The sequence below is a fragment of the Streptomyces tubbatahanensis genome (genome assembly GCF_022699385.1).
Classification (GTDB): Bacteria; Actinomycetota; Actinomycetes; order Streptomycetales; family Streptomycetaceae; genus Streptomyces; species Streptomyces diacarni.
This window is the reverse complement of record NZ_CP093846.1, coordinates 5,372,102-5,389,578: the sequence shown is the minus strand read 5'-3', so window position 1 is coordinate 5,389,578 and position 17,477 is coordinate 5,372,102. Positions and strand designations below refer to the sequence as shown.

General features: G+C 73.1%; 15 protein-coding genes and 1 pseudogene. 10 read left to right on the top strand and 6 right to left on the bottom strand.

Going from position 1 to position 17,477, the window contains the following annotated elements; translation table 11 throughout:
• Positions 1-32 precede the first annotated feature (32 nt).
• The 3 genes from MMF93_RS23375 to MMF93_RS23365 all read left to right on the top strand — a co-directional run bounded on the left by MMF93_RS23375 (position 33) and on the right by MMF93_RS23365 (position 3,584).
• Positions 33-1,715 carry a sensor histidine kinase gene (locus MMF93_RS23375; RefSeq protein ID WP_242754523.1) on the top strand — a complete coding sequence of 561 codons (1,683 nt, stop codon included), beginning with the start codon at positions 33-35 and terminating at the stop codon, positions 1,713-1,715.
• Complete coding sequence (locus tag MMF93_RS23370) at positions 1,712-2,425, top strand: response regulator (RefSeq protein WP_242754521.1); 714 nt, start codon at positions 1,712-1,714, stop codon at positions 2,423-2,425. The genes MMF93_RS23375 and MMF93_RS23370 overlap by 4 nt, the downstream gene beginning before the upstream one ends.
• 124 nt (positions 2,426-2,549) lie before the next feature.
• The gene (locus MMF93_RS23365; RefSeq protein WP_242754519.1) at positions 2,550-3,584 is read left to right on the top strand and encodes a chitinase; all 1,035 of its coding nucleotides are present in this window, start codon (positions 2,550-2,552) and stop codon (positions 3,582-3,584) included.
• 216 nt (positions 3,585-3,800) lie between these two features.
• Here the strand turns inward: MMF93_RS23365 and MMF93_RS23360 are convergent, their stop codons facing one another.
• Together MMF93_RS23360 and MMF93_RS23355 are read right to left on the bottom strand one after the other, a co-directional pair.
• Positions 3,801-4,424: an LAETG motif-containing sortase-dependent surface protein gene (locus MMF93_RS23360; RefSeq protein WP_114023995.1), complete on the bottom strand. Its 624-nt coding sequence runs from the start codon at positions 4,422-4,424 to the stop codon at positions 3,801-3,803.
• A gap of 305 nt (positions 4,425-4,729) precedes the next feature.
• On the bottom strand, positions 4,730-5,725 hold the full coding sequence (locus MMF93_RS23355; RefSeq protein WP_242754517.1) for a LysR family transcriptional regulator: 996 nt from the start codon (positions 5,723-5,725) through the stop codon (positions 4,730-4,732).
• 95 nt (positions 5,726-5,820) lie between these two features.
• Here MMF93_RS23355 and MMF93_RS23350 point away from each other — a divergent pair, with 95 nt between their 5' ends.
• Together MMF93_RS23350 and MMF93_RS23345 are read left to right on the top strand one after the other, a co-directional pair.
• Positions 5,821-7,098, top strand: coding sequence for an MFS transporter (locus MMF93_RS23350; RefSeq protein ID WP_242754515.1), 1,278 nt, complete (start codon positions 5,821-5,823; stop codon positions 7,096-7,098).
• A gap of 200 nt (positions 7,099-7,298) precedes the next feature.
• Positions 7,299-8,129 (top strand): DUF4232 domain-containing protein, encoded by an 831-nt coding sequence (locus tag MMF93_RS23345; protein WP_242754513.1) that lies wholly within the window; start codon positions 7,299-7,301, stop codon positions 8,127-8,129.
• 22 nt (positions 8,130-8,151) lie between these two features.
• On the opposite strand, the gene MMF93_RS23340 is transcribed toward MMF93_RS23345, so the two are convergent.
• From MMF93_RS23340 to MMF93_RS23330, 3 genes and pseudogenes are all read right to left on the bottom strand, one after another.
• A complete protein-coding gene (locus MMF93_RS23340) occupies positions 8,152-8,334 on the bottom strand; it encodes a DUF397 domain-containing protein (protein WP_242757730.1) in 183 nt (60 codons plus the stop codon).
• 33 nt (positions 8,335-8,367) lie between these two features.
• A pseudogene (locus MMF93_RS33530) lies at positions 8,368-8,493 on the bottom strand (DUF397 domain-containing protein); the annotation flags it as partial.
• Positions 8,450-9,364 (bottom strand): helix-turn-helix domain-containing protein, encoded by a 915-nt coding sequence (locus tag MMF93_RS23330; RefSeq protein WP_341483302.1) that lies wholly within the window; start codon positions 9,362-9,364, stop codon positions 8,450-8,452. The pseudogene MMF93_RS33530 and the gene MMF93_RS23330, both read right to left, overlap by 44 nt.
• A gap of 172 nt (positions 9,365-9,536) precedes the next feature.
• On the opposite strand from MMF93_RS23330, the gene MMF93_RS23325 reads away from it, so the two are divergent.
• Genes MMF93_RS23325 through MMF93_RS23315 form a run of 3 tightly spaced genes read left to right on the top strand, consistent with a single transcriptional unit; the run spans position 9,537 to position 12,474 of the window.
• Positions 9,537-9,737, top strand: coding sequence for a hypothetical protein (locus MMF93_RS23325; protein ID WP_242754511.1), 201 nt, complete (start codon positions 9,537-9,539; stop codon positions 9,735-9,737).
• A gap of 1 nt (position 9,738) precedes the next feature.
• On the top strand, positions 9,739-9,951 hold the full coding sequence (locus tag MMF93_RS23320) for a hypothetical protein (RefSeq protein WP_242754510.1): 213 nt from the start codon (positions 9,739-9,741) through the stop codon (positions 9,949-9,951).
• 9 nt (positions 9,952-9,960) lie between these two features.
• Positions 9,961-12,474: a protein kinase domain-containing protein gene (locus MMF93_RS23315; protein ID WP_242754509.1), complete on the top strand. Its 2,514-nt coding sequence runs from the start codon at positions 9,961-9,963 to the stop codon at positions 12,472-12,474.
• 74 nt (positions 12,475-12,548) lie between these two features.
• On the opposite strand, the gene MMF93_RS23310 is transcribed toward MMF93_RS23315, so the two are convergent.
• The gene (locus tag MMF93_RS23310) at positions 12,549-13,574 is read right to left on the bottom strand and encodes a 6-phosphofructokinase (RefSeq protein WP_242754508.1); all 1,026 of its coding nucleotides are present in this window, start codon (positions 13,572-13,574) and stop codon (positions 12,549-12,551) included.
• A gap of 418 nt (positions 13,575-13,992) precedes the next feature.
• Here MMF93_RS23310 and pta point away from each other — a divergent pair, with 418 nt between their 5' ends.
• Both pta and MMF93_RS23300 read left to right on the top strand, forming a co-directional pair.
• Positions 13,993-16,131 (top strand): phosphate acetyltransferase, encoded by a 2,139-nt coding sequence (pta, locus tag MMF93_RS23305; RefSeq protein ID WP_242754507.1) that lies wholly within the window; start codon positions 13,993-13,995, stop codon positions 16,129-16,131.
• A gap of 50 nt (positions 16,132-16,181) precedes the next feature.
• Positions 16,182-17,444: an acetate kinase gene (locus tag MMF93_RS23300; protein WP_242754505.1), complete on the top strand. Its 1,263-nt coding sequence runs from the start codon at positions 16,182-16,184 to the stop codon at positions 17,442-17,444.
• The last annotated feature ends 33 nt before the right edge of the window (positions 17,445-17,477 follow it).

The window sequence follows — 17,477 nt, the reverse complement described above, 5'->3', positions numbered from 1 at the left end:
GTGCATGAAACAAGCCACGGCAAACTGTCACCATGCGTGTTGCCCGCCCCCGTCCTGCCGTGCGGTCCCGCCCGCGCAGCCTGGCGGGGCAGCTGTTCGCCATGCAGGTGGTGCTGGTCGCGGTGGTCGTCGCCGGGTGCGCGCTGTTCGCCTACCTGTCCGGCAAGGCGCAGGCCAGGGAGTCCGCTACGCACCGTGCGCGGGCAACCACGCAGGCGGTGGCCGATTCCCCCTCCGTCCGGGACGCGATCCGCTCCCCCCATCCCTCACGGCGGCTCCAGCCGTACGCCGAGGAGACCCGGCGCGACACCGGCGTCACCTTCATCACGATCATGGACACCGACGGCACCCGCTGGACCCACCCCGACCCGGACCGGATCGGCGAACGCTTCGTCGGGCACACCGGCCCCGCCCTCGAAGGACGCACGTTCGACGAGACGTACACCGGCACGCTGGGGCCCTCGGTGCGCGTGGTCACCCCGGTCCGCGACGGCGGCCGCATCGTCGGGCTGGTCAGCGCGGGCATCGCAGTGGACACCATCAGCGAGCAGGTCAGCGACCAGCTGGCAGCGCTGCTCGCGGTCGCGGGCGGCGCCCTGGCGCTGGGCGGCCTGGGCACCTACGTCGTCAACGCCCGGCTGCGCCGCCACACCCACGGCATGAACGCGGCCGAGCTGAGCCGCCTGTACGACTACCACCAGGCGACGCTGCACGCCGTGCGGGAGGGGCTGCTGCTGCTCGACGGACACGCCAGGGTGGCCCTCGTCAACGACGGTGCGCGCACCCTGCTGGGCCTCACCGGGCGAGGCGAGGTGGTCGGCTCGCCCGTCACCGCGCTGGGCCTGCCCCGGGAGCTGACGGACGCGCTCTCGGGCGCCGAGGCCCGCGTGGACGAGGTCCACCTCACCGACCGGCGGGTGATCGTCGTCAACACCTCCCCGATCGCGGGACGCGGCACCGTCGTGACCCTCCGCGACCACACCGAGCTGCGCGCGCTGACGGGCGAGCTCGACTCGGTGCGCGGTTTCGCCGAAGCCCTCCGCTCGCAGGCCCACGAGGCGGCCAACCGGCTGCACACGGTCGTCTCGCTCATCGAACTGGGCCGCGTGCGGGACGCGGTGGACTTCGCCACCGAGGAGCTGGAGCTCGCCCAGGCGCTGACGGACCGCGTGGTCAGCGCGGTCGGCGAGCCTGTCCTGGCCGCCCTGCTGCTGGGCAAGGCCGCCCAGGCGAACGAGCGCGGTATCGACCTCACGCTCTCCGAGGACAGCCACGTGGACGACACCTCGGGGCTGCCGGCCAGGGACCTGGTCACCGTGCTGGGCAACCTGATCGACAACGCGGTCGAGGCCGCCGCCCCGGGCGGCACAGGGGCGCCGGAGGCGGAGCCGGGTGCGGCACCCGGCGCGCTCGGAAAGGCGGAGTCGGCAGGCGGGACCCCCCGCGTCACCGTCACCGTCGCCGTCGAGGAGACCCCCGCGCGCCGGCTGCTGCTCCGCGTCGCGGACAACGGTCCCGGCCTGCCGGGCGGGGCCGGTGAGGCCCTGTTCGAGCGCGGCTGGAGCACCAAGAGCGGTGGCGGCGGCATCGGCCTGGCGCTCGTGAGGCAGACGGCCCGCCGGCACGGAGGCGAGGTCCACGCGCGCGATCTGCGGCCCACCGGCGCGGAGTTCACCGTGCGGCTGCCCTGCGCTCAGGGAGGAGCACACTCGTGACACTGCGGGTCCTCGTCGTCGAGGACGACCCCGTGGCGGCGGACGCCCACGCCCTCTACGTCGGCCGCGTCCCGGGCTTCACCGTCGCGGCGACCGTCCACTCGCGCGCCGAGGCCGTCCGCGCCCTGGACGAGGAGGCGCGCATCGACCTGATCCTGCTCGACCTCTACCTGCCCGACGGCAACGGCCTCGAACTCCTGCGCCGGCTGCGCGCCGCCGGCCACACCCAGGACGTGTTCGCCGTGACCTCGGCGCGGGACCTCGCGGTGATCAGGGAGGGCGTGTCCCTCGGCGTCGTGCAGCACGTGCTGAAGCCGTTCACGTTCCGCACCCTCAGCGACCGGCTGCTGCGGTACCGGGACTTCCGTACGGCCGCCGAGGCGCACGGCGAAGCGGCCAGCCAGGACGAGGTGGACCGCGCGCTGTCGGACCTGCGGGCGGCCCCGGCGTCGTCCGCGCTGCCCAAGGGGCTCAGCGCGCCGACCCTCGCCAGGGTGACCGCGCACCTGCGGGAGGCCGCGGCCCGGGGGCTGACCGCGAGCGAGACGGCGAGAGCGCTGGGCATCAACCGGATCACGGCCCGCCGCTACCTGGAGCACCTGGTCACCACCGGCGACGCGGACAGGCGGCAGCGGTACGGGCAGGTGGGGCGCCCCGAGCACCACTACGCGTGGCGCGGACCCGGGCCCGGCGCGACGAGCGGGAGTTGAGCCTTCCGCACGGGCGTTCCGCGCCGATTCCCGCCGCCCTATTGTCTATACCAATGCCGCGGGGCTAGCGTGCGGCGGCAACGAGCACGGCATCAGCAACCGGTTCCCCCGAAGGGAGAGTTGCGTGTCCCCCCACCCCTCACGCCGCCACCGCCGCAGGGCCCACCGCCACCTCGCGGCCGGCCTCGGCGCGACGGCCGCACTCCTGGCCGTCTGTCTGCCGTCCGTCACCGCACAGGCGAGCGGGCACCACGCGAAGGCCACAGCGGCGCCCAGCGGCACGAACGGCCCCTACCTCTACCTGGGCTGGGGCAACCCGCCCGACCCGGTCTCCCTCATGGAGGCGACCGGCACCAAGCAGCTCACCATGGCGTTCATCCTCTCCGACGGCGGCTGCTCGCCCGCCTGGGACGGCCAGCGCCCGCTGGCCGGCGGCCAGGACGAGCAGGCCATCAAGGCCATCCAGCAGGCGGGCGGCGACGTCACCCCGTCCGTCGGCGGCTGGAGCGGCAACAAGCTGGGCGAGGCCTGCTCCAGCGCCGAGGACCTGGCGGCGGCGTACCAGGAGGTCATCGACGCCTACGGCCTGAAGTCGATCGACATCGACATCGAGGCGAGCGAGGTGGAGAACGCCGAGGTCCGCCAGCGCGTCGTCGACGCCCTCAAGATCGTCAAGGACCAGAACGCGGGCATCAAGGTCTACGTCACCTTCGGCACCACCCCGCAGGGGCCGACCGCCGACGGCAAGGACCTCATCGCCAAGGGCGCGGCGGCCGGCCTGGACGTGGACGGCTGGACGGTGATGCCGTTCGACTTCGGCGACGGCACCACGGACATGGTCGCCGCCACCAAGTCCGCCGTCGACGGGCTCAAGAACGAGGTCAAGGCCGCCTACGGGCTGTCCGACGCGGAGGCCTACGGCAAGTCGGGGCTCTCCTCGATGAACGGCACCACAGACGTGCAGGGCGAGCAGGTCTCCCCCGGCGACTTCCAGCAGATCGTCGACTACGCCAAGGACAAGGGCCTGTCGCGGGTGAGCTTCTGGGCCGTCAACCGCGACCGCTCGTGCGCGGGCGGCGGCAGCCCGGGCGACTCGTGCAGCGGCGTCGACCAGCAGGAGTGGGAGTTCTCCAAGATCCTCGCCGGCTACGGCGGTTGAGCCCACGCCTGATCCGGCGGCATCCGCCCGGGTGAGCTCCGCCGTCCGGCCCCGTCACGGTGCGACACCGTGACGGGGCCTTCGCGTGCCGTCGGCCCGCACGTGACGGGACCGCCGCGTGTCGGAGCCCTCGCACAGCGCGGCGACGGTGCGGTCGAAAAAGGTGCCCGGCGGCCCGAGGGGACGGGCCGCCGGGCGGCGTTACGGGGTTCGTCCTCAGCTGTGGGACGAACGGCGCTTGCGCGCGAAGAACACGAGACCGCCACCGGCCACGACCACGGCGGCCGCGATCCCGGCGATCATCGGGGTGTTGCTGGAGGAACCGGTCTCCGCCAGGTCCTCGCCACCGCTCTGCGGCTTGGCCGCCGGGGCGCTGGAGCTGCTCTCGGGCGCGCTCGGCTCCGGCTTCTCACTCGCGCTCTGGGAGGGGCTGGCGCTGGGCGAGGGCTCGGTGGACTCCGACTCGCTGGGGGTCGGTGCCGGGGTGTCGCACACCGGCGACGTCTTCGTCTCCGGGCCCCAGCTGTACTGGTCGCCGTCCGAGGCGACGACCTGGGCCGTCACCGTCAGCGGCTTGCTGTGCTCGGGCAGGTCGACCTTCTTGTTGAAGGAAGCGCCGAAGTTCTCGCTGATCAGGACCTCGTCACCGGCCTTGACCGTGACCTTGTTGCCGCTCTGGGCGTAGGCCTTCAGGTCGATGGAGACCGAGTCACAGGTGACCGACCACCCGGGGGTGTGTGCCTGGGCGGGGGCGGCCGCTATGGCGGTGCCGACGAACGCCGCGGCACCGGTCGCCGCGATGGCGATCGACCGCTGCCATCTGAGGCGCAGTGCTGTCATCGTTTTCCTTCCGGTAGGGCCACGCCGCGCACAAAACCCACACGGCGGGTGACAGCACGGTACTCGCCTCCACAACCTGGGACACACCCGCCCCGGAATATTCAACTCTTCCTCCGGAGCGCGCAGTTCCGCACCGCTCCGGCACAGCCGCAGGAGCGCAGGTCGCAGCCGTGGCCGCGCGCCGCGTCCGGCAACGTTGCGGTTCGATGACGGTCCGCGGCGGATGCGCGCGCAGCGGGTGCGCGCACCCCGAGGTGGCGCGCAGCGGGTGGGCGCACCGGGTCGGCGCACAGCGGCGCGTGCGGTCAAAGGCCGACCGCCGTGCGGGTCCGCGGGTCCGGGCCGGTGTCCGAGGCGGGGTCCCGACCGGTGTCCGAGGCGGTTTCCGTGACGGCTTGCACGAAAGCGCGGACCACGGCGGTCTCACCGTCGCGGGCGCGCACCAGGGTCAGTTCGGAGGAACCGAGCCCGGCAACCGGAACGAAGGCCAGGTCCGAACGGGCGTGCGTCTCGGCCGTCGGCCGGCACAGCAACATGGCGCCGCCGCCCGCCGCGGCCGTCGCCAGCCCTTCCTGGAGCGTGGTCACGGCGGGCCCGCGCGGCACCGCGAGGCCGCCAGGGGTACGCAGCGGGGCCTGATGATCCCGCCAGTAGGCGGGCGCGGGCGGCGCGGAGTGGATCAGCGGGGTCCGCACCAACTCCTCCGCGTCGATCCCGGTACGCGCCGCGAACGGGTGCCGGATGCTCACCGCCAGCCGCCACGGCTGCCGTTCGAAGTCCGGTCCTGTCACCAGGTCGGGTTCGTCGACGGGCAGCAGAAGAACCGCCGCGTCCACCTCGCCCCGCCGCACGGGCCCGAACGGGTCCGCCATGGTGACCTCCACGACGCTGGTGGTCACACCCGGATGCCGCGCGTGGAAGAGGCCGAGCGCCGCCGTCATCCGGTGGTGGGCGCTGCCGAGGAAGCCCAGCCGGATACTGCCCCGCACGCAGCGGGCCGCGGAGCGCGCCTCCTCGACCACGGCGGCCAGCCGCCCGTAAGCCGGCTCCAGTTCGGCGCGGAACCGCTCCCCGAGCGGCGTCAGCGCCACCCGCCTGCTGGTGCGCTCCACCAGGCGCGCCCCGATCCGGCCCTCCAGCGCGCGCAGCAGTTGGCTCACCCTGCTCTGCGACACGTACAGCCGCTCCCCCGCCCGGCCGAAGTGCAGCTCCTCGGCGAGCACGAGGAAGCACTCCAGCTCCCGCGCCTCCAGCGGTCTCGGCCCCTCGCCGCCCGGCCGCACCCCGTCCTCCCGTGGCACCGTCCCCGCTCCCCTCGCCCATCGATGAGTCCCGCTCATGGAAGGATGAGAAGTCCGCCGTTGTTCCCGCAGGTCGCGCGGCGTTGGCTGGGTCCATGACCGAAACCGCCACCGCGTCCGCCCCCGGCCGGGCAGCCGGCAGGACCCCGCTCCGCTCCTGGCTCGCCGTCCTCTCCCTCACAGGTGCCACGTTCTCCATCACCGCGACCGAGATGCTGCCGGTCGGCCTGCTCACGCCGATGGGCGGCGCACTGGACGTCTCCGAGGGCTCGGCGGGCCTCACCGTCACCCTCATGGGCCTGACGGCGGCCGTCGCGGCGCCCACCCTGCCGCTGCTCGCCGGCCGCGTGGACCGGCGCGTCCTGCTGGCGGCGCTGATGGCCGTGATGGCGGCCGCCAACCTCCTCTCGGCGCTGGCCCCCTCGCTCCTCGTGCTGCTGCTCGCCCGCGTCGCGGCGGGGGTGGCGCACGGCGGCGTGTGGGCACTGGCGGCGAGCCTCGCGGTACGCCTCGTGCCCGCCGCACGGGTCGGCAGGGCGCTGTCCGCCGTGTTCGCCGGGATCGGCACCGCCTCGGTGCTCGCCGTCCCGGCCGGCACCATGCTCGGGCAACTCCTCGACTGGCGGGCCGCGTTCCTCGGCGCCGCCGCCCTCACCGCGCTCGTCGCCGTGGCCCTGGCGCTGGCACTGCCCGCCCTTCCGGCCGAGCGGGCGGTACGCCCCCGCGAACTCGCCGGACTCCGGCGGAACGCGCCGCTGCGCACCGGGATGCTGTTCCTGGCCCTGCTGGTGGTCGGCCACTTCGCCGCCTACACCTACGTCCGCCCCTTCCTGGAACAGGTCTCCGGCATCGCCCCCGGCCTGATCGGCGTCCTGCTCCTGGGCTACGGCGCGGCGGGCATCGCCGGCAACTTCGCGGCCGGAACGACGGCCTCACGCACCCCGCGCCGCGTCCTGCTGGTACTCGGCAGCGGCATGGCCGTGACGATGGCCGCCCTGGCGCTGCTGGGCGGGCACGCCCTGGCGGCGATCGGCGTTCTGCTGCTGTGGGGCGTCTTCTACGGCGGGGTCTCGGTCAGCAGCCAGGCGTACGTGCTGGCGACGGCCGCGAGGACCCGGGAGGCGGCGGGCGCGCTGTTCGCCGCGGTCTTCAACGCCTCGATCGCCCTCGGCGCCCTGGCGGGCGGCCGCGTCGCGGACACGGCGCCCCTTCCCGCCGTCCTCTGGGCGGGCGCGGCGCTGGCGGCCACCGCCGTCGTATTGCTGGCACTTCACCCCGCCGTCCGCTCCGGCTCCGGCTCCGGCTCCGGAGCCCGGTGTGCGGCGCGCAGCGAATCTGCGGGTTCACCCGGGCACGGTGACGACGTGGCGTAGGCGCTTCGTGGCGGCGCGGGCCCGCACCCGGCGGAGCCTGTGGGGGACCCGAAGAACAAGGGCCCTTCCGTGAACCTTTTCGCCGTACCGGTCATCGGAGTATGCGGGAACAGTGAAGACGGGGCGGTAGCCCGGCCCCGCAGGCCGTACGTGCCCCCCGGGGCCTCTACGCGCCGGAGGGCGACCAGGGAGTGACGGTAGTGGCAGAACAGCAGCCCGGGGCGGCGCGTGCCGGCGGCCCGTTCGGACGGGCCGGGGTCGCCCGGCGACGGCTCACCACGCGGGTGTGCCTCGCGACGGCTGTCGGTGCGGGGCTCGCGGCAGCCCTGCTGACCGGGTGTGGTGCGCAGGACGACACTGCCGAGGGCCCCAAGACCGTGGCCGGCAAAGCGGCGCCCGCACCGGGCGACCCCTCGCACAGCCCCTCGAAGAAGGGGACCGCCTCACCCTCGTCGTCGCGGACCGGGAAGGGAGGCGGAGACCACGCGGACGCCCTGAGCACGTCCGGCTCCGGAGGACACGGCACCGGCGGAACCTCGGACGGGAAGCCCGGCTCCGGCTCGTCGGACGACGGCGCGGCAGCCCACCCGTGCGACAGCCAGAACCTCACGATCAACGTGACGGCACGTGCCGGTGCGCCCAGCCAGCGGGTCATCGAGACGCGCAACACCGGCACGGCCGCGTGCAGCCTGAGCTCCTCCCCCGGGGTCGACCTGGGCAACGCCGACTCCCCGGACCAGAGCAAGAACATCAAGCCGATACTCGCCAGCGGCACCTCGCGCTTCCCCGTCCCGGCGGGCCACAGCGCCTACACGGTGATCGACCTCAACCCGAGCGGTGCTCGCGGCGGCGGTGCCGCCGACGTCAACGAGCTCAACGTGCTGGCCGACCAGGAGGGCACCAACATGCCTCTCGCGGCCACCCGGAACTTCCCGCTCGGCGGCGACGCGCGAGTCGTCAACCCCAGGATGGGCCTCTACCAAAGCAGCGTGGCGGAAGCGGTCACCTCTGCGGCGTCAGCCGGCGAGTAGCGCGGCCGATGACCGGCCGCGCTCACGAGTCCGCAGAGCGCTTCACGCCTCCGAGGAAGGCGGCCCACGCAGCGGACGAGAACGACAGCGGCGCCCTGCGGACGTCCTTGCTGTCCCGCACCGGGACGACGCCGGTGCGGGAGGCGAGCCCCGGCGCCCACTCGACGCACTCGCCGCCTTGGTGATCGCTGTAACTGGACCTGATCCAAACAGGCCTGTTATTCGTGCGACCTGCCTTTCAGACGCGGCCGCGCTTCACGCCTTCGACGAACGCCGACCACGCCGCCGACGGAAACGACAACGGCACACGACCAGTGTCCTTACTGTCCCGCACCGGCACCAGATCGCCGCCGAACGCGAGCCCCGGCGCCCACTCGACGCAATTGCCGCCGGTGCCGTCGCTGTAGCTGGACCTGATCCACTGCGTCTCGGGCATGCTCGCTCCCCACCGTTTCGATGTATTCAGCCGAATCATGCGGACTCATCGCTGCGGCTCGCAAGTGGTCCAAGAACCGGCGTGAGTTGGCGACTACAGCGTCAGAAGTATAGGGCCGTGACCCTTGCGGGCCTTCGACGTACATCACTGGGGCGCCCTCGGGAATCTCCAACGTCGTGAAGGGGGTGTTGGTCGCTGCTCCCGCCGCCTGGTAGGGGAGGACCTGGACCGTGAGCGTGGGGCATCGCTTCAGCAGTTCCACGAGATAGGACAGTTGTTCAGCCATCAGTTTCGCGGAGCCGACGCAAGACCACAGGCACGCCTCGTGCAGGACGACCCACACCCGTGGCGGACCCGGCCGGTCAAAAATAGCTCGGCGGTTCATCCGGCTTCGCACCTGCGCTTCGATCTCTTCCCGCGGCAGTGGCAAGAGCCCCAGATCGAGCACCGCCCGCGCATAATCGGGAGTTTGCAACAGGCCCGTGATGAAGGCGATCGAGTAGTCGTGGATCGCAACCGCCACCTTCTCCGCTTCCAGATGTGGCGTGAACCAGGCCGGGTTCTCGCCCTCCACCAACCGCCGCCGCTGGCGGACGAACAGGTCACCCGTGCCGAAGGCGCGGTCGCAGCCCTCCACGAAGCGCAGGGCCGGGAACACCACACCTGTCTCCACCTTGGTCACGTAGCTCACCGAATAACCGGCCGCCGCCCCCAGCGCACGCTGGGTGAGCCGACGCGCTTCGCGTACTTGCCGGATGTCGTCGCCGAGGGTGCCGCCACTCGGGGAACTCACACTCACAGCACGTTGCTGCCTCTTCATAGCCGCTGACCTGCCCACAGAGCCGCCGGGACCGCCTTGCGCATGCTCCGCACATGTGAAGGACGGCGTTCACTCCGCACCACGTTAGCCCTCTCCGTGTTGTTCTCACCACAGAAAGTCACCAACTCGCAGCGGATGGGCGGGAGTAGTCATGACACAGGCCGAACCGGAATCCGAGGAACAGGAAAGCGCACAACCGGACTGCGCCGACTGCGCGTGGTACCGGACGATGATCAGGCGGGCGGCCGGCGACCCCCGGCCGAGGGCCGATCTGGAGGCGCTCTACGGCGCCCACCTGCGCCGCACACACGGCGAACCGACCACCGCCACGCGGCCCTTGCGGAGCGTGTGAGATGTGGTCGGAGGGCGACCGGGTGCGGGACGCCAGGACCGGCAAGGCGGGCCGCGTCGTACAGGTGACCGGACCCGCACCGTTCATCTACCGGGTGCTGCTGGAGCAGCGGGGCGCGGGCGAGCCGCCTGTGATGATCTTCCGGTACGGCGACCAGTTGCGGGCGGCGCCCGCACAGGCGCCGGGCGGGCAGGCGTTCGAGAAGACGCTCTAACATGTGCCCATGCGAGGGCGCCGGCTGAACGACCGTTACGAGCTGATCGCACCGCTCGGTTCCGGCGGCATGGGGCAGGTGTGGCGGGCCCGCGACACCACGCTCGACCGCGAGGTCGCCGTCAAGGTGTTCAGGCCGCAGGAGGGCACCGCCGAGGACAGCGGGCACGAGGAACTGCTGGGCCGCTTCCGGCGCGAGGCCCGCTCGGCCGCCGCGTTGGACAGCCCGCACATCGCCGCCGTCCACGACCACGGCACCGACACCTCGGACGGGGCCGCCACCCCGTTCCTCGTCATGGCGCTCGTGCACGGCCCCTCCCTGCACGAGGTGCTGCGTGAGGCGGGACGCGTCCAGCTCGCCGACGCGCTGCGCTGGAGCGCGGACGTGTGCCGCGCGCTGGAGACGGCGCACGCGGCGGGCGTCGTCCACCGCGACATCAAACCGGCCAACATCATGGTCGAGGGGGAGGAGGGGCGCAGCCGCGCGAAGGTCGTCGACTTCGGCATCGCCAAGTTCACCGAGGCGCGGTCGAGCGACCCGCAGCTGACGACGACCGGTCAGATGCCGTTCGGCAGCGTCCTGTACATGGCCCCCGAGCAGTTCCGGCAGTCCGGCGTGGACGGGCGCACCGACCTGTACGCGCTCGGCTGTGTGCTCTACGAACTCCTCGTCGGGCGTCCGCCGTACACCGGTTCGGCGGCCGGCGTCATGTACAACCACCTCAACGACGTGCCCCTGCGCCCCAGTCGCGCACGCGCATCCCTGCCCCCGGGCGTCGACCGGCTGGTCCTGGACCTGATGGCCCGCGACCCGGCGGACCGCCCGGCGGACGCGTCCGAGGCGCTGGCGCGCATCCGGGAGGTCGCCGGCTCCGGTGCGCAGGCGCGCGGCGACGCCGCTGCCGGACCGGAGCAGGAGGGCCGCCCTGGCACGGTCTTGCGTACACCCCGCGTACCGGACCGCAGGACGCCCCCGGCGGCAGAGCACGAGCCGCGGACGGAGGCGCGCGAGACGGGCCCGGAGGCGGCACCGGGCGCTTCACAGGAGAGTGCGTCCCCTTCCGCCGCCGGTCCCGGCGAGCGGCAGCCGAATCGTGCCGCGCCCACGGCCTTCCGCGAGCCGGAGGTACCCCGCAAGGCCGCACCGGCGGCCCCAGCAGCCCCGGTGGCCCCAGCAGCCCCGGTGCAGCCGTCAAGTGCGGCGGGCACGGTGGCCGGTGCGGGGCGCGGCCAGGTCCCGGCCCCGGTCCCGGCTCGGACCGGCCCCGCCGACCCGTACGTGTGGCGGAACGGCCGTGAGCCGCGGCTTCGCCCGCCGGTCCGCAGGACGGCCCGCGAGAAGAAGGTGCTGTGGCGGCGGGCTGCCTACATCGCCGCGACGGCCCTCGTCTTCGGCTCGTCCTTCGCGCTCGGCGCGAAGGACGACGCCCCGGCACGCAGCGGCAGCTCCGCCCTCGACATCGCGGAGAGGCTGACCCCCGACACCTACGAACTGGGCGTCGGTGTCGCACTGCCCCTCCAGGACCCGCAGGCCGCGTCCGATCAGCTCGCCCGGGTGGCCAGGGCCGCGGTCGACGAGGTGGAGCGCCGGCGAGGCGAGAAGGTCCCGCTGCGCGTCGTACCGGTCGACACGAACACTTCCACCGGCTCCGACGTGCTGCGCGAGCATCCCTCCATGGTGGCGCTGGTCGGCAAGACCGCCTCTCTGTCCGGTGACGCCGACCACCCCGACGCCAGGGTTCCCACGCTGGACTCCTGCCGTGCCGACTGGCCGGTGAGTGGCGCGTCCCTTTCGGTGTCCGAGGCCGGTCTCGCCGGTGTCGAGGCCGACGAGCTGCGCCGAGAGCACGGCGTTCGCACGCTCCTCGTCTCCGACGACGCCGCTGTGGAGGCAGCGGACTTCAACGCCTCGGGCGTCAAGGCCGTCGCGCCCGACGAGCCGCTGGAGAGCGAGCCCGACGTGCGCCGGGCGATCCGCCGGTACGACTCGGACGGCGTGGTGCTGCCCAACGACGTGTCGGCGGACGACGGGAAGACGGCGGCGTGGGCGCGGGCGGCCCGCGCGGAAGGGAAGCAGATCGTGCTCCACGGCGGCAGGTACGCGGCGTGCAACCCTTCCGACGACGTCGCGGAGGACGCGCGCAGGGACCGGCAACTTCCCGAGGGCGCCCTGCGTTTCCGCACCTTCCGCGACGAGACGCAGAAGCCGGACTGCGCGCACACGCCGAAGCTGTGCTCCGCGCCCGCCTCCCTGAAGAAGCTGCTGCGGCTGCGCGGCGCCGCCGAGCTGTACGACGCGACGCTGCTGGCCGCCGAGCAGCTGGGCCCCGTGCTGGACGGCGAGCCGACCGTCGGCCAGGCCCGTGACCGCGTGCGCACGAAGCTGGCCGACGCTTCGGCGGACGGCCTGCTGGGCCACTACCGGCTGGCCGACAGCCCGGGCGCGGACCGCCCCGTCTGGGTCGACGAGCGGAAGGACGGCGCATGGCACCGGGTACGCACGCTCTCCACCGCGCGGAATTAGCCGCCCGCCGCGACGTGTGCCCGGGCCGGACGGGCCGCGTCAGCCCGCGGGCCGTGGCGCCCGCGGGCCTCGGCTCAGAAGACCGCTTCGGTCTCGTCCATGCGGTTCTGCGGCACCCGCTTGAGCTCGGTCACCGCGTCGGCGAGCGGCGCCATGACGATCTCCGTGCCGCGCAGCGCGGTCATGTGGCCGAAGTCGCCGCGGTGCGCGGCCTCGACGGCGTGCCAGCCGAAGCGGGTGGCGAGCACCCGGTCGTAGGCGGTGGGGGTGCCGCCGCGCTGGATGTGGCCGAGGATGACGGGGCGGGCCTCCTTGCCGAGGCGGTGCTCCAGTTCGACCGCGAGCCGGTTGCCGATGCCGGCGAAGCGCTCGTGCCCGTACTGGTCGATCACGCCCTTCTCGTAGGGCATGGAGCCCTCGGCCGGGTGGGCGCCCTCGGCGACGCAGATGATCGCGAACTTCTTGTCGCGCGCGAACCGTTCCTCGACCATCTTCACCAGGTCGTCGACCTCGAAGTTGCGCTCGGGGACGCAGATGGCGTGCGCGCCGCCCGCCATGCCCGCCTCCAGGGCGATCCATCCCGCGTGCCGGCCCATGACCTCCACGACCATGACGCGCTGGTGCGACTCGGCGGTGGTCTTGAGGCGGTCCATGGCCTCGGTGGCCACGGTGACGGCGGTGTCGAAGCCGAAGGTGCGGTCGGTGGCGGAGATGTCGTTGTCGATCGTCTTGGGGACGCCGACCACCGGCAGGCCGATCTCCGCGAGCATGCGGGCCGCGGTCAGCGTGCCCTCGCCGCCGATGGGGATGAGCGCGTCGAGGCCGAGGCGCTCGATCAGCTCCTCGGAGTCGTTGCACGCCTCCTGGAGCCGGGCGCGCTCCAGTCGGGCCGAGCCGAGGATGGTGCCGCCGCGGGCGAGGATGCCGCTGACGGAGTTTATGTCGAGGGGGCGGTAGCGGCCCTCCAGCAGGCCCTTGAAACCGTCTTCGAAGCCGATGACCTCGTCGCCGCGGTCGTGCACGGCACGGTGCACGACGGATCGGATCACGGCGTTGAGACCGGGGCAGTCTCCGCCTGCGGTGAGGACTCCGATGCGCATGGGGTTCGCTTCTCCTGCTCCGTAGATGCCCGCCTGGGAACGGGCGCCCGCCCGGGGGCGGGCCGCTTGGGGCACGGTCGGACCTCACTGTCCGGTGCCACTGGTCCATGTGAGCCGGTGCGATTGTTTCACGTCTTGAAGGCGCGGGCATGGGCCCCGCTCAGCATGCGGACCGGGCCCAGCGCCGCCGTCGCGGGGCCCGGCACCGGGCTTCGGCGTGCCGGGCACCGGCGCCAGCCTGGCGAGCGGTATGGCGACGAGCGCAGGTACTGTCAAGGGTAAAGCCGTACCCTTGTCGGTGGTCTCCGGAAGACCCGTGGATTCGGGAAGAGGCGACTGCCGAGCGACTGCCGGCGGAAACGGCTGCCACAAGAAGCGACGCGAAACCAAGCGGACCGCGACCCGGAGGAGACAGCGCGTGACGCGCAGCGTGTACGTGACCGGCATCGGACGCAGCGACGGCCGCCAGGTCGTCGAGCTGGGCGTCATGGAACTGCTCACGCGGCAGGTGGACCGCGTGGGGGTGTTCAGGCCGCTGGTGCACGAAGGGCCCGACCGCCTCTACGACCTGCTGCGCAGCCGCTACCGGCTCTCCCAGCCCGCCTCCTCGGTCTTCGGCATGAGCTACGAGGAGGCGGCCACGCTCCAGGCCGAGCAGGGCACGGACGAGCTGATATCGCGCCTGCTGGAGCGCTACCACCGGGTCGCCGACTCCTACGAGGCGGTCCTCGTGCTGGGCACCGACTTCGCCGACACGGGGCTGCCCGCCGAGCTGGCCCTCAACGCGCGGCTCGCCAACGAGTTCGGGGCCGCCGTCCTGCCCGTCGTCGCGGCCCGTGACCAGGCACCGGACGCGGTGGTCGCCGAGGTGCGCAACGCCCACCACGCCTACGCCTCCCTCGGCGCCGACCTGATAGCGATGGTCGCCAACCGGGTCGCGGAGCCGACGGCCGCCCAGGCGGTGCGGGGCCTGGCCGAGCGGCTGCCCGAACCGGTGTACGTGCTGCCCGAGGAGCCCGCGCTGGCCGCACCGACCGTGACCCAGGTCAAGGAGGCCACGGGCGCCGAGGTGCTGCTCGGGGACCACGCGGGCCTCTCCCGCGACGTCCGCCACCTCGTCTTCGGCGGCGCCCACCTGCCCGCCTTCCTGCCGGCGCTCACCGAAGGCTGCATGGTGATCACGCCCGGCGACCGCTCCGACCTGATCATCGGCTCGCTGGCCGCGCACTCGGCGGGCTCCCCCGCCATCGCCGGGGTCCTGCTCACCCTGGACGAGCACCCCGGGGAGCAGACGCTCGCGCTGGCCTCCCGGCTGGCGCCGGGCACGCCCGTGCTCGTCGTCACCGAGGGCTCCATGGAGACCGCGGACGCCCTCCTGTCGCTGGAGGGCAAGCTCACCGCCGCCACCCCGCGCAAGGCGGAGATCGCGCTGGGCCTGTTCGAGACGCACGTGGACGCCGCGCGCCTGTCCGAGCGGCTGGCCGTTCAGCGCAGCGCACGCGTGACGCCCATGATGTTCGAGCACGAGCTGGTGGAGCGCTCGCGGGCCGGGGGCGCGAAGCGGCAGCACATCGTGCTGCCCGAGGGCGAGGAGGAGCGGGTGCTGCGCGCGGCCGAGGTGCTGCTGCGCCGCAACATCTGCGACCTGACGCTGCTCGGCGACCCGGTGACCGTCCGCAAGCGCGCCGCCGAGCTGAGCGTCGGCCTCGACCTGTTGGCCGACGGGGAGGCGCCCGCGACCGGCGGTGCGGCCACCGCCCGGATCGTCGACCCGCAGACCTCGCCGCTGCGGGAGCGGTTCGCCGAGTCGTACGCGAAGCTGCGCGCCCACAAGGGCGTGACCCACGAGCTGGCCCACGACGTGGTCGCCGACGTGTCCTACTTCGGCACGATGATGGTCCAGGAAGGGCTGGCCGACGGCATGGTCTCCGGCGCCGTGCACTCCACGGCGGCGACGATCCGTCCCGCCTTCGAGATCATCCGCACCGAGCCTGGCGCCTCGACCGTCTCCTCCGTCTTCTTCATGTGCCTGGCCGACCGCGTGCTGGTCTACGGCGACTGCGCCGTGGTACCCGATCCCGGCGCCGAACAGCTCGCGGACATCGCGATCCAGTCGGCCACCACCGCGGCCAGGTTCGGGGTGGAGCCCAGGATCGCGATGCTGTCGTACTCGACGGGCACCTCGGGCTCCGGCGCCGACGTCGACAAGGTGCGGCGGGCCACGGAGCTGGTCCGCGAGCGCCGCCCCGACCTGCTGACGGAGGGCCCCATCCAGTACGACGCCGCCGTGGACCCCTCGGTCGCCGCCACGAAGCTGCCCGACTCGAAGGTGGCGGGGCGGGCGACCGTGCTGGTCTTCCCCGACCTGAACACCGGCAACAACACCTACAAGGCCGTGCAGCGCTCGGCCGGGGCCGTCGCCGTGGGCCCGGTCCTGCAGGGCCTGCGCAAGCCCGTCAACGACCTGAGCCGCGGCGCGCTGGTGCAGGACATCGTCAACACCGTCGCGATCACGGCCGTCCAGGCGCAGGCCGACGCCCCCGGCCCCGGCGCCTGACCCCTCCCCCGCCCTCGCCCCCTGCCCCCGTTGAAGAAGGCTCTCGCGACGTGACCACCCCGACCGGCCCCAGCCCCGCCCCCACCCGCGTCCTCGTCCTCAACTCGGGCTCCTCGTCGGTGAAGTACCAGCTCATCGACATGGCCGACCGCTCGCGGCTGGCCGTCGGCCTCGCCGAGCGGATCGGCGAGGAGACCTCGGCGGTCTCCCACCAGCCGCTGTCCACCGGCGGCGACAAGCGCGAGTGGCAGGGCGAGCTGGCCGACCACGACGCGGCGCTGGCCGCCATCGCGCAGGAGCTGGCCGCCGACGGGCTCGGCCTGGACTCGCCCGAGCTGGCGGCGATCGGCCACCGGGTGGTGCACGGCGGGCTGAAGCTCACCGAGCCGACGGTCATCGACGACGCCGTCCTCGCGGAGATCGAACGGCTCGTTCCGGTGGCGCCGCTGCACAACCCGGCGAACGTCACCGGCATCCGCACCGCGCAGCGGCTGCGCCCCGACCTGCCGCAGGTCGCCGTCTTCGACACCGCCTTCCACTCCTCCATGCCGGAACACGCGGCCCGCTACGCCATCGACGTCGAGACCGCCGACGCCCACCGGGTGCGGCGCTACGGCTTCCACGGCACCTCGCACGCCTACGTCTCGCGCAAGGCCGCCGAGCTGCTGGGCAAGGATGCAGCCGACACCAACCTGATCGTGCTGCACCTGGGCAACGGCGCCTCCGCCTCCGCGGTGCGCGCCGGCCGCTGCGAGGACACCTCGATGGGGCTGACCCCGCTGGAGGGCCTGGTGATGGGCACCCGCTCGGGCGACATCGACCCGGCGGTCGTCTTCCACCTGGGCAGGGTCGCCGGGATGAGCGCGGACGAGGTGGACGACTTGCTCAACAAGCGCAGCGGCCTGCTGGGGCTGTGCGGCGCCAACGACATGCGGGAGATCCGCCGCCGGGTGGACGCGGGCGATCCGGCCGCCCGGCTCGCGTTCGACATCTACATCCACCGGCTGCGGAAGTACATCGGCGCCTACTACGCCGTACTGGGAAGAGTGGACGCCGTGGTCTTCACCGCGGGCGTCGGAGAGAACGCCGCGCCCGTGCGGGAGGCCGCCGTGGCGGGCCTGGAAGAACTGGGCCTGGCCGTGGACGGCGACCTGAACGCGGCGGCCGGCAAGGAAGCACGGCTGATCTCGCCCGCGTCCGCGCGGGTCAAGGTGGCCGTCGTACCGACCGACGAGGAACTGGAGATCGCAGAGCAGAGCTACGCGCTGGTCACCGCCTCACCGGGCCCCGGGCCCGAGGGCGGCGCCGGCTGAGCCCGCCGCCCCGAATCGTTCAGTACGTAAACA

What these genes read in the sequence shown, in the direction of transcription:
- MMF93_RS23325 (WP_242754511.1), top strand. Translation starts at nt 9,537, where the DNA reads ATGACACAGGCCGAACCGGAATCCGAGGAACAGGAAAGCGCACAACCG.
- MMF93_RS23360 (WP_114023995.1), bottom strand. Translation starts at nt 4,424, where the DNA reads ATGACAGCACTGCGCCTCAGATGGCAGCGGTCGATCGCCATCGCGGCG.
- MMF93_RS23350 (WP_242754515.1), top strand. Translation starts at nt 5,821, where the DNA reads ATGACCGAAACCGCCACCGCGTCCGCCCCCGGCCGGGCAGCCGGCAGG.
- MMF93_RS23310 (WP_242754508.1), bottom strand. Translation starts at nt 13,574, where the DNA reads ATGCGCATCGGAGTCCTCACCGCAGGCGGAGACTGCCCCGGTCTCAAC.
- MMF93_RS23320 (WP_242754510.1), top strand. Translation starts at nt 9,739, where the DNA reads ATGTGGTCGGAGGGCGACCGGGTGCGGGACGCCAGGACCGGCAAGGCG.
- MMF93_RS23375 (WP_242754523.1), top strand. Translation starts at nt 33, where the DNA reads ATGCGTGTTGCCCGCCCCCGTCCTGCCGTGCGGTCCCGCCCGCGCAGC.
- MMF93_RS23315 (WP_242754509.1), top strand. Translation starts at nt 9,961, where the DNA reads ATGCGAGGGCGCCGGCTGAACGACCGTTACGAGCTGATCGCACCGCTC.